This window comes from Streptomyces roseolus (genome assembly GCF_014649855.1).
Classification (GTDB): domain Bacteria; phylum Actinomycetota; class Actinomycetes; order Streptomycetales; family Streptomycetaceae; genus Streptomyces; species Streptomyces roseolus.
Window position 1 is genome coordinate 224,266 of record NZ_BMTV01000007.1, and the last position, 12,100, is coordinate 236,365.

Genomic DNA, 12,100 nt, shown 5'->3' on the forward strand with positions numbered 1-12,100 from the left:
GTCGGTGGGGTGAGGCAGGATGGCACGGATGAGCCTGGAGGGACCCGTGGGACGGACCGGAGCGAGCGGAGCGGAAGACTCCGGAGCGGCGGGCGAGCTGCCCCCGTACGCCGAGGCGGTGCTCGACGCCGCCGACCGGATCCCGCCGGGCCGGGTGATGACCTACGGGGACGTCGCCGAGTGGCTCGGCGAGGGCGGCCCCCGCCAAGTCGGCCGCGTCATGGCCCTCTACGGCGGCGGCGCCCCGTGGTGGCGGGTCGTCCGCGCCGACGGCACCCTGCTCCCCGGCCACGAGCTGCGCGCCCTCGGCCACTACCGCGAGGAGGGCACCCCGCTCCGCGAGCGCGGCCCGGCGGCCGAGGGGCACGTGCCGCGGATCGACATGCGCCGGGCCCGCTGGGACGGCGTCGAAGCGGAACCCGCCGGCGAAGCGGAATGACCGGAGCGGCGTGCGGCGCCACCCGCGCGTGCGGGATCTCACACGTGTCCGCGGCACCCCCGTGGCGCCCGGGCCCCCGCCCGTCCGGTCCCGGAGACACGGGCCCGCGAGCGCCCGGTTTCGCGTAACGTCGTCGGGCACGCCGCCGACGGCGCGGGACCCGACGACGGATCCGCCGCCGGACGCGGCGGAGGCGCGGGGAGCGGTACGGAGAGCGGTACGGGCCCCGGGACGCGCGCGTGCGCGCACCCGGACCGGTACCCGTCCGCGTACCGCTCCCCGCGCCTCCGCCGTCGTCACCGGCACCGCCCGCACCACCCGTACCGCCCGCGCCACCTCATCACCGACCAGGACCGGCCCACCACGTGAGTTCCTCCTCCACCACCCGGCCGACGCCGCCGCACCAGGGACAGCCGTACCCGGGCGCGGGCAGGCAGCGGACCCCCGGCGCGTACCGGCTGGTGCGCACGGCGCCGGCCCCGGTGGATCCCCCTCAGCTGGACGCAGCCCAGCGGGCGGTGGTTGAGCACGACCGGGGACCTCTCCTCGTCCTCGCCGGACCCGGCACCGGGAAGACGACGACGCTGGTGGAGGCCGTCGCGGCCCGCATGGAACGCGGCGCCGACCCCGAGCGGATCCTCGTCCTCACCTTCAGCCGCAAGGCCGCCGTCGAACTCCGTGACCGGATGGCCACCCGGCTCGGCGGCCGCCGCCCGCCCCAGGCCACCACCTTCCACTCGTACTGCTACGCCCTCATCCGCGCCCACCAGGACGCCGAGCTCTTCGCCGAACCGCTCCGGCTCCTCTCGGGACCCGAGCAGGACCTCGCCGTCCGCGAACTCCTCGCCGGCCAGATCGACCTCGAACGGACCGGCACCGGCGGCGTCCGCTGGCCCGACGAACTCCGCGCCTGCCTCACCACCCGCGGCTTCGCCGACGAGGTCCGCGCCGTCCTCGCCCGCTCCCGCGAACTCGGCCTCGGCCCCGACGCGCTGCGCCGCTTCGCCGAACGCGTCGGCCGCCCCGACTGGAAGGCCGCCGCCGGCTTCCTCGCCGAGTACCTCGACGTCCTCGACCTCCAGGGCGTCCTCGACTACACCGAGCTCGTCCACCGGGCCGTGCTGCTCGCCGAAGAGATCGCCCTCCCCGGCTACGACGCCGTGTACGTCGACGAGTACCAGGACACCGACCCCGCCCAGGTCCGGCTCCTCACCGCGCTCACCGGCGGCGGCCGGACCACGGTCGTCGCCTTCGGCGACCCCGACCAGTCCATCTACGCCTTCCGCGGCGCCGACGTGAACGGCATCCTCGACTTCCCCGCCGCCTTCGGCGGAGCCCCCGTCCGTGTCCTCGGCACCTCCCGCCGGGCCGGCGCCGACCTCCTCGCCGCCACCCGCCGGCTCACCGCGCGCATGCCACTGACCCGGCTGCCCGCCGCCGCCGTCCGCGCCCACCGCGAGCTGTCGCCGGTACGCGACGGAGGACGGGCCGAGGCGTACACGTACCCCACCGTCTCCGCCGAGTCCGAGCACATCGCCGACCTGCTGCGCCGCGCCCACCTGGAGGACGGCGTCCCCTGGCACGACATGGCCGTCCTCACCCGCTCCGCCGCCCCCCTCGCCTCCCTCCGCCGCGCCCTCACCTCGGCCGGCGTCCCCGTGGAGACGGACACGGCCGACACCCCCCTCCGCCACGAACCCGCGGTGGCGCCCCTGCTGCTGGCGCTCAGGGCGGTGGCCGCCCCGGTCGCGGGCCGGCGTGCCGAGGGGGCGGGCGCAACCGGCAACGGCGCCGCGCCGGCGTCCGAACCCGCACCCGCCGAGCCCGAACCCGAGTTCGCCGAGCCCGAGCCCGAGTCCGCGCCCGAGCCCGAGCCCGAGCCCGCCGAATCCGCGCCCGCCGAGCCCGAGTCCGAATCCGCGCCCGCCGAGCCCGAACCCGCCGAGCCCGGGTCCGGGACCGAGCCCGGGTCCGAGCCCTGGCTCCCCGTGGAGACGGCTCTCGAACTCCTGGCCTCGCCCCTCGGCGGCGTGGACCCGGCCGACCTGCGCACACTCGGCCGTGCCCTCCGCGAGGAGCACCGCGCCGCGGGCGACCGGCTCCCGCCCCCCTCCGACGTCCTCCTCGCCCGCGCCCTCGCCGAACCCGAGCGCCTCGCCGCCCACGACCCCGCCTACGCCCGCGGCGCCCAGCGCCTCGGCCGCCTCCTCCAGGAGGCCCGTGCCCTCCTCGCCGGCGGCGGCACCGCCGAGGAGGTCCTCTGGCTGTTCTGGAACGGCACCCCCTGGCCCGGCCGCCTGGAGCGCGCCGCCCTCCGCGGCGGCCCGGCCGGCCGCAACGCCGACCGCGACCTCGACGCCGTCTGCGCCCTCTTCGAGACCGCCGCCCGCGCCGAGGAACGGCTCGGCGGCCGCGGCGTCCTCAACTTCCTGGAGGAGCTCGACGCCCAGGACATCGCCGCCGACACCCTGACCCGCCGTCACACCCGCCCGGACGCCGTCCGGCTGATGACCGCCCACCGCTCCAAGGGCCTGGAGTGGGGCCTCGTCGTCGTCGCCTGCGTCCAGGAGGGCCTCTGGCCCGACCTGCGCCGCCGCGGCTCCCTCCTCGAAGCCGACCGCATCGGCCGCGACGGCCTCGCCGAACCCCTCACCGCGGGCGCCCTCCTCGCCGAGGAGCGCCGCCTCTTCTACGTGGCCGCCACCCGCGCCCGCGAACGGCTCGTCGTCACCGCCGTCAAGGCCCCCGCGGAGGACGGCGACCAGCCCTCCCGCTTCCTCGCCGAGCTCGGCACCGAACCGAAGGACGTCCCCGGCCGGCCCCGCCGCCCGCTCGCCGTCTCCGCGCTCGTCGCCGAACTGCGCGCCACCACCGTCGACCCGGACGCCTCGCCCGCGCTCCGCGCCGCCGCCGCCCGCCGCCTCGCCTCCCTCGCCGCCCTCACCGACGAGGACGGGCAGCCGATGGTCCCGGCCGCCCACCCGGACCGCTGGTGGGGGCTGCACGAGCCCACCCGCAGCGAGGTGCCGCTGCGCGACCGGGACCGGCCCGTCGCGCTCTCCCCGAGCGCCCTGGAGAACCTCGCCGCCACCTGCTCCCTCCAGTGGTTCCTGGGCCGCGAGGTGAGGGCCGCCGAACCGGCCTCCGCCGCGCAGGGCTTCGGCAACGTCGTCCACGTCCTCGCCGACGAGGTCGCCTCCGGCCGCACCCCCGCCGACCTGGACGTCCTCATGGCCCGCCTCGACACCGTGTGGGACGCCCTCGCCTTCGACGCCCCCTGGAAGTCCGCGCAGGAGAAGGAGCACGCGCGCGTGGCCCTCGAACGCTTCCTGCGCTGGCACGTGATGGACCGCGGCGGCCGCACCCCCGCCGCCTCCGAGCACGGCTTCGACGTCACCCTGGAGGCGGGGGAGTACCAGGTCCGCATCCGCGGCTCCATGGACCGCGTCGAGACGGACGCGGAGGGCCGGGCGTACGTCGTCGACTTCAAGACCGGCAAGTCCGCGCCCACCCGGGACGAGGTCGCCCACCACCCGCAGCTCGCCGTCTACCAGCTCGCCGTCCGCGAGGGCGCCCTGGACGAGGTCCTCGACGGCCGCCGCCCCGAGCCCGGCGGCGCCGAACTCGTCCAGCTGCGCCAGGCCGCCCCCAAGAAGGAGGGCGGCGACGCCCTGCCCAAGGTGCAGGCCCAGCGGCCGCCGGACGGCGAGTGGGTCGGCGAGCTGCTCGCCACCGCCGCCGGCCGGGTCCTCGACGAGCGCTTCACCCCGACCGCCGGACAGCACTGCGCGAACTGCTCCTTCCGCGCCGCCTGCAGCGCCCGACCGGAGGGCCGCCAGGTCGTCGACTGAGGGCCGAGTGACCGGAGTCACGTTCCCGTCCGTGCATCCTTTCGCGACCCCGGCTCGTCACTGTGTGGGCGGCACCGCATAAGGTCGCCGTCAAGAAAAGCTGTGAATCTTCGCTTTCGAACACGCCGAAAGCACCATCAAGCACGCTGAGGAGTACGCGCATGAGGGCCAACCGGAAGCTCTGGGCCGCCGCGGCGATCTGTCTGACCGTCGTCGCCGGTGTCACCGGCTGCGGCAAGGGCGACGACAAGGCCGCCGACCCCTTCGCGGGCCTCTCCGCCGACGACATCGCCAAGAAGGCCGTCGAGACGACCAAGGGCGCCACCTCCGTCCACATGAAGGGCGAGGGCAAGGACGACGGCAAGGACATGAAGCTCGACTTCTCCGTCGACGACAAGGGCACCTGCCAGGGCTCCATGTCCATGGCCGAGGGCGGCAAGGCCGAGGTCATGCGCACCGGCGGCTTCACCTACATGAAGGGCGACGACGCCTTCTACAAGGGCACCGCGGGCGAGGACGGCTCCTCGGCCGAGGAGGCCGGCGCCATCGCCACCCTGCTCAACGGCCGCTGGATGAAGCTCCCCGCCGACGACGCCGACTCCAACGACCTCGGCGAGTTCTGCGACCTGAAGGCGCTCTTCGCCGACATGGACAAGGACACCGAGACCACCGGTCTCACCCGCGAGGCCGACGCCGACGTCGACGGCGCCGCCGCCGTCGTCCTCAAGAGCAAGGCCGACAAGAAGGGCGAGACCACCACGCTGTACGTGGCCAAGGACTCCGCCAAGCCGTACATCCTCCGCTCCGTCACCGCCGGCGGCGACGAGCCCGGCACGGTCACCCTCAGCGACTTCGACAAGCCGCTGAACGTCACCGCCCCGCCGGCCGACCAGGTCATGGACATGGAGGCGCTCATGAAGGCCGGCGCCGGCAGCTGACCCTCCGGCACCGAGTAGCGGCCACGCGCGCGCGGGGCGACCCTGGTGACAGGGTCCGGGGGGACGAGGAGGCTCGTATGCGGTACCGGCCCACCCACCGGAAGCTCCGCGCCGCGGCCGTCGCCTGCGCCGTCGCCGCCGTCGCGGTCCCCGCCCCGGCGGCGGCCCGGGCGGCGACGGCGGCGCAGGCCCCCGCCGTCGCCGCCCCGACCCCGGATCCCTTCGACGGGCTCGGCCCCGCCGAGATCGCCGACCGGGCCGTCGACGCCACCCGCTCCGCCGACTCCCTGCGCATGACCGGAAAGGTCGTGTCCGAAGGCCAGGACCTCGACGTCGACTTCTCCGTCGACGACCAGGGCTCCTGCCAGGGCCGCATCGGCGTCGACGAGGGCGACGCCGAACTCCGCCGCCTCGACGGCGTCACCTACATGAAGGGCGACGCGGACTTCTGGCGGATCTCCATGACCGCCCAGGGAGTCCCCGAGAACCGGATCGCCCCGGTCGTCGAGCTCGTCCAGGGCCGCTGGCTCAAGATCGGCCCCGGTCAGGGCGGCAGCGCCGACCTCGGCGAGATCTGCGACCTCGACTCCCTCCTCGACGACCTCGGCAAGGACCGGGACGGCCGCGCGGGACTCACCCGCGGCCCCGACCGCGAGGTCGACGGCACCCCCGTCGCGACCCTCGTGGAGAAGGAGTCCGACGCGACCACCACCGTCTCCGTCGCCCAGGAGGGCAAGCCGTACATCCGCCAGGTCGTCAGGACCGGCGGCGACGAACCCGGTTCGATGACCCTCTCCGCGTTCGACCGCCCGGTGGAGGTCACCGCCCCGCCCGCCGACGAGACCGTCGACCTCTCCCGGCTCGACCCCGGCACCCCCGCCTGAGAACCGCAGGCGAGGGCCGTACCGGGCGGGAATGTCCGACATCCCCGTTAGCCTCTTCCGGTGACCGCACGCATCACCGACCCCGAGCAGCTCAAGGAGCTCCTCGGCATCCCCTTCACGCCGGAGCAGACGGCCTGCATCACCGCGCCGCCCGCCCCGCAGGTCATCGTGGCCGGAGCCGGCTCCGGCAAGACCACGGTGATGGCGGCCCGCGTCGTGTGGCTGGTCGGCACCGGGCAGGTCGCCCCCGAGCAGGTCCTCGGCCTCACCTTCACCAACAAGGCCGCCGGCGAACTCGCCGAGCGCGTCCGCACCGCCCTCGTCCGCGCCGGCGTCACCGACCCCGACCCGGTCGACCCGGACGACCCCCCGGGCGAGCCGCGCATCTCCACGTACCACGCCTTCGCCGGGCAGCTCCTCACCGACCACGGCCTGCGCATCGGCCTCGAACCGACCTCCCGGCTCCTCGCCGACGCCACCCGCTACCAGCTCGCCGCGCGCGTGCTCCGCGAGGCCCCCGGCCCGTACCCCGCGCTCACCAAGTCCTTCCCGACCCTCGTCGAGAACCTGCTCGCGCTCGACGCCGAACTGGCCGAGCACCTCGTCGAGCCCGAGGAGCTCCTCGCGTACGACGCCGAGCTCCTCACCGCCCTCGCCGGGGCCAGGCTCACCAACGACGACCTGCGCAAGCTCCCCGAGACGGCCACCGCCCGCCGGGAGCTCACCGGACTCGTCACCCGCTACCGCGCCGCCAAGCGCTCCCGCGACCTCCTCGACTTCGGCGACCAGATCGCCCTCTCCGCGCGCCTCGCCACCACCCGCCCCGAGGTCGGCGCGATCCTCCGCGACGAGTACCGGGTCGTCCTCCTCGACGAGTACCAGGACACCTCCGTCGCCCAGCGACTCCTCCTCTCCGGCCTCTTCGGCCAGGGCACCGGCCACCCCGTCACCGCCGTCGGCGACCCCTGCCAGGCCATCTACGGCTGGCGCGGCGCCTCCGTCGCCAACCTCGACGACTTCCCCGCCCACTTCCCGCACGCCGACGGAACCCCCGCGAGCCGCCGGTCGCTCTCCGAGAACCGGCGCAGCGGCGGCCGCCTGCTCGACCTCGCCAACGGCCTCGCGACCCCGCTGCGCGCGATGCACGCGGGCGTGGAGGCGCTGCGCCCCGCGCCGGGCGCCGAGGCCGACGGCACCGTCCGCGTCGCCCTCCTCCCCACCCACGCGGAGGAGCTCGACTGGCTCGCCGACTCCCTCGCCCACCTCGTCCGCACCGGCCGCGAGCCCGGCTCCATGGCCGTCCTGTGCCGCACCGCCGGCGACTTCCCCGCGATCCAGGCCGCGCTCGTCGCCCGCGGCGTCCCCGTCGAGGTCGTCGGTCTCTCCGGCCTCCTCCACCTCCCCGAGGTCGCCGACCTCGTCGCCGTCTGCGAGGTCCTGCAGGACCCGGGGGCCAACGCCTCCCTGGTCCGTCTCCTCACCGGCCCCCGCTGGCGCATCGGCCCCCGCGACCTCGCCCTCCTCGGCCGCCGCGCCCGCCTCCTCGTCCACCACGGCGGCACCGACCCCGACCCGGGGCAGCGGCTCGCCGCCGCCGTCGAGGGCGTCGACCCCGCCGAGGTGACGTCGCTCGCCGACGCCCTCGACACCTTCCTCGACTCCGGCGGCCACCCCGACGACGGCCTGCCGTTCTCCGCCGAGGCCCGGGTCCGCTTCGCGCGCCTCGCCGCCGAGCTGCGCTCGCTCCGCGCCTCCCTCGCCGACCCCCTCATGGACGTCCTCCACCGGATCCTGACCGTCACCGGCCTGGAGGTCGAACTCTCCGCCTCCCCGCACGCCCTCGCCGCCCGCCGCCGCGAGACCCTCGGCAACTTCCTGGACGTGGCCGCCGGCTTCGCCTCCCTCGACGGCGAGGCCAGCCTCCTCGCCTTCCTCGGCTTCCTGCGCACCGCCGTCCAGTTCGAGAAGGGCCTCGACAACGCCCTGCCGGGCGGCGAGAACACCGTCAAGGTCCTCACCGCCCACAAGTCCAAGGGCCTTGAGTGGGACGTCGTCGCCGTCCCCGGCCTGGTCGCCGGCCAGTTCCCGTCCGCACGCGCGCGTGAGTCCTGGACCTCCCAGCCCCAGGTCCTCCCGCACGCCCTGCGCGGCGACGCGGCGACCCTCCCGGAGCTCGACGCCCGGGACGCCGCCGGCATGAAGTCCTTCAAGGCGGCGATGACGGACCACCAGCACACCGAGGAACTCCGCCTCGGCTACGTCACCTTCACCCGCCCCCGCAGCCTCCTCCTCGCCTCCGCCCACTGGTGGGGACCCTCCCAGAAGAAGCCTCGGGGCCCCTCGGCCTTCATGGAGGCCCTCCGCGCCCACTGCGAACAGGGCCACGGCGACATCGAGGCCTGGGCGGAAGAACCCGAGAAGGACGCCGAGAACCCCCTCCTGGCCGAGGAGACCCAGGACCTCCCCTGGCCGCTGCCGCTCGACGAGGAGGCCCTGAAGCGCCGCCGGGAGGCGGCGGAGCACGTCCGGGCCGCCCTCCGGGCCCTCCCCCCGCAGGCCGGACGTGCCGCCCGGCCGAGCGCCGCCCCGGCCCTTCCGGACCGGCCCGCCCCGGAGCGGCCGGCCGAGGGACTCTGGCTCCCCGGCGATCTCGAGGAGGAGCCCCCGTACGATCCCGGGGACGCCCCGGACGACGAGCCCCCGTACGAGCCGGAGGAGGCTCCGTCCGACGAGTCCCCGGGCACGCCGGCCCCGCACGGCGAGCCCCCGCACGGCGCCGTCCCGGCCGACGCGATCCCGCACCCCCGGGAGCACGAGCTCACCCCGGAGGAGGCCCGCACCATCGCCTCCTGGGACAAGGACCTCACCGCCCTCGTCGCCGAGCTGCACCGCACGCGCGCCACCACCCGGGACGTCCTCCTCCCCGCCTACCTCTCCGCCTCCCAGGTGATCCGCCTCGCCGAGGACCCGGACGCCTTCGCGCAGGAGCTGGTCAGGCCCATGCCCAAGCGCCCGCAGCCCGCGGCCCGCCGCGGCACCCGCTTCCACGCCTGGGTGGAGTCCCGCTTCGAGGAGCTGCCGCTGCCGTTCCTCGCCCCGGACGAGCTCCCCGGCGGCGAGGACTTCGCGGGCGAGCCGGAGATCGTCGACGAGCGGGACCTGGAGTCCCTCAAGGAGGCCTTCGCCCGCACCCCGTACGCCCACCGCACCCCGTACCGCGTGGAGGTCCCCGTCCACCTCACGCTGGCGGGCCGGGTGGTCCGCGGCCGGATCGACGCCGTCTACCGGGACCCGGACTCGGGGGCGTACGAGATCGTCGACTGGAAGACCAGCCGGCACCGCACCGCCGACCCCCTCCAGCTGGCGCTGTACCGGCTCGCCTGGGCCGAGCGGCACGGCCTGGACCCGGAGGAGGTGGCCGCCGCCTTCGTCTACGTACGGACGGGCGAGGTGGCCCGGCCGGCCCGGCTGCCCGGGCGGGCCGAGCTGGAGGCGATCCTGCTGGGCGGGGCACCCTCCGGCGCCGGATAGGCTCGGGACCATGAGCGAGACCCCGGACAGCGCCGTCCACCCCGTACGCGCGTACATCGAGCAGCACCGCGCCGCCTTCCTCGGCGACCTCGCCGAGTGGCTGCGGATCCCGTCCGTGTCGGCGCAGCCGGAGCGCGCCGGGGACGTGCGGCGCAGCGCCGACTGGCTCGCCGGCGCCCTGAAGGACACGGGGTTCACCACGGTCGAGGTGTGGGAGACGGACGGGGCCCCGGCGGTGTTCGCCGAGTGGCCGTCCGCCGACCCGGACGCGCCGACGGTCCTGGTCTACGGCCACCACGACGTGCAGCCGGCGGCCCGCGAGGACGGCTGGGACACCGACCCGTTCGAGCCGACCGTCGTCGGCGGGCGGATGTACGCGCGCGGGGCGGCCGACGACAAGGGCCAGGTGTTCTTCCACACGCTCGGCGTCCGCGCCCACCTCGCCGCCACCGGCCGCACGACGCCGGCCGTCCATCTGAAGCTGCTGGTGGAGGGCGAGGAGGAGTCGGGTTCGCCGCACTTCCGCGCGCTCGTCGAGCAGCACGCGGACCGGCTCGCCGCCGACGCCGTGATCGTCTCCGACACCGGCATGTGGTCCGAGACCACCCCCACCGTCTGCACCGGCATGCGCGGGGTCGCCGACTGCGAGATCGACCTGTACGGCCCCGGCCAGGACATCCACTCCGGTTCCTTCGGCGGCGCCGTGCCCAACCCGGCGACCGTCGCCGGCCGGATCGTCGCCGCCCTCCACGACGCCGACGAGCGGGTCGCGATCCCCGGCTTCTACGACGGGGTGGCCGAGCTCACCGAGGCCGAGCGGCGGCTCGTCGCCGAGCTGCCCTTCGACGAGGCGGCCTGGCTGCGCACCGCCAAGTCGGCCGCCACCCTCGGCGAGGCCGGGTACTCGACCCTGGAGCGGGTCTGGGCCCGCCCGACGGCCGAGGTCAACGGCATCGGCGGCGGCTACCAGGGCCCCGGCGGCAAGACGATCGTGCCCGCCTCCGCCCACCTCAAGCTGTCGTTCCGGCTGGTCGCCGGACAGGACCCGGACCGCGTCGAGACGCTGGTGCGGGAGTGGCTGGCCGGACTCGTGCCCGCCGGGATCCGGTACGACGTCGTCTTCGGCGCCCCCACCCGCCCCTGCCTCACCCCGCTCGGCCACCCGGCCCTCACGGCGGTGGCCGGGGCGATGAGCAGGGCCTTCGACGGAGCCACCGTCCGCTACACGCGCGAGGGCGGCTCGGGACCGGCCGCCGACCTCCAGGACGTCCTGGACGCGCCCGTGCTCTTCCTGGGCATCTCGGTCCCGTCCGACGGCTGGCACGCGCCCAACGAGAAGATCGAGCTCGACCTCCTCCTGAAGGGCGTCGAGACGACCGCCTACCTGTGGGGCGGCCTCCCGGCCGCCCTGCGGGCCGGCGGCCGCTGAGGCGCGGGGCCGCAGCCGTAATGACCGACACCGATCCGGGGGAGTAGGAAAACACCTGTGAGCACCCTCAGCAACGCGTTCGCGGACCACCCGATCTCGCTCACCGCCCCGAGCGGGATCGACCGCGCCGCCCACCACCGCCTCGACGAGGCGTGGCTGGCGGCCGCCTGGAGCCACCCGACCACCCGTGTCTTCGTGGTCTCCGGCGGCCAGGTGCTGATCGACGACCGGCCCGACGGCACCACCGAGCTGGTGATGACCCCGGCGTTCGAGGCGCCGATGACCGAGACGCACCGCTACTTCCTCGGCACCGACGCCGACGGGGTCTCCTACTTCGCGCTCCAGAAGGACTCGCTGCCCGGCCGCATGGACCAGTCGGCGCGCCCGGCGGGCCTGCGCGAGGCCGGTCTGCTGCTCTCGCCGCGCGACGCGGGTCTGATGACCCACGCGGTGGCCCTGGAGAACTGGCAGCGCCTGCACCGCTTCTGCTCCCGCTGCGGCGACCGCACGGTGATCGCGGCCGCGGGGCACATCCGCCGCTGCCAGACCTGTGGCGCCGAGCACTACCCGCGGACCGACCCGGCCGTGATCATGCTGGTCACCGACGACCAGGACCGGGCGCTCCTCGGCCGCCAGGTGCACTGGCCGGAGGGCCGCTTCTCCACGCTCGCCGGCTTCGTCGAGCCGGGCGAGGCGATCGAGGCGGCGGTGGTCCGGGAGGTCTTCGAGGAGGCCGGCGTCACCGTCGGCGAGGTCTCCTACGTGGCCAGCCAGCCGTGGCCCTTCCCGTCCAGCCTGATGCTCGGCTTCTTCGCCCGGGCTACCTCCCCGGAGATCGAGGTCGACGGGGAGGAGATCCACGAGGCCCGCTGGTTCTCCCGCGAGGACCTGGAGGCCGGCTTCGCCTCGGGCGAGATCCTCCCGCCGTACGGCATCTCGATCGCCTCCCGCCTCATCGAGCTCTGGTACGGCAAGCCCCTGCCGAAGCCCGGCGACGTCATCTGAGCCGTCCCCGGCCCCGCCCGGTC

Annotated in this window: 7 protein-coding genes; all 7 read left to right on the forward strand. The window is 75.5% G+C overall.

Annotated features, from left to right (window positions below; genetic code table 11):
* Positions 1–28 precede the first annotated feature (28 nt).
* Complete coding sequence (locus IE245_RS10925; protein WP_189946591.1) at positions 29–439, forward strand: MGMT family protein; 411 nt, start codon at positions 29–31, stop codon at positions 437–439.
* Between the two features lie 365 nt (positions 440–804).
* On the forward strand, positions 805–4,290 hold the full coding sequence (locus tag IE245_RS10930; RefSeq protein WP_189946592.1) for an ATP-dependent helicase: 3,486 nt from the start codon (positions 805–807) through the stop codon (positions 4,288–4,290).
* 161 nt (positions 4,291–4,451) lie between these two features.
* On the forward strand, positions 4,452–5,228 hold the full coding sequence (locus tag IE245_RS10935) for a hypothetical protein (protein ID WP_229851207.1): 777 nt from the start codon (positions 4,452–4,454) through the stop codon (positions 5,226–5,228).
* Positions 5,229–5,305: 77 nt separating this feature from the next.
* Positions 5,306–6,112, forward strand: a complete 807-nt coding sequence (locus IE245_RS10940) for a hypothetical protein (protein WP_189946593.1) — start codon at positions 5,306–5,308, stop codon at positions 6,110–6,112.
* A 60-nt stretch (positions 6,113–6,172) separates the two neighbouring features.
* On the forward strand, positions 6,173–9,643 hold the full coding sequence (locus IE245_RS10945) for an ATP-dependent helicase (protein WP_189946594.1): 3,471 nt from the start codon (positions 6,173–6,175) through the stop codon (positions 9,641–9,643).
* 10 nt (positions 9,644–9,653) lie between these two features.
* Positions 9,654–11,072 carry a dipeptidase gene (locus IE245_RS10950; RefSeq protein ID WP_189946595.1) on the forward strand — a complete coding sequence of 473 codons (1,419 nt, stop codon included), beginning with the start codon at positions 9,654–9,656 and terminating at the stop codon, positions 11,070–11,072.
* Between the two features lie 57 nt (positions 11,073–11,129).
* The gene (nudC, locus tag IE245_RS10955) at positions 11,130–12,077 is read left to right on the forward strand and encodes an NAD(+) diphosphatase (protein ID WP_189946596.1); all 948 of its coding nucleotides are present in this window, start codon (positions 11,130–11,132) and stop codon (positions 12,075–12,077) included.
* Positions 12,078–12,100: the final 23 nt, after the last annotated feature.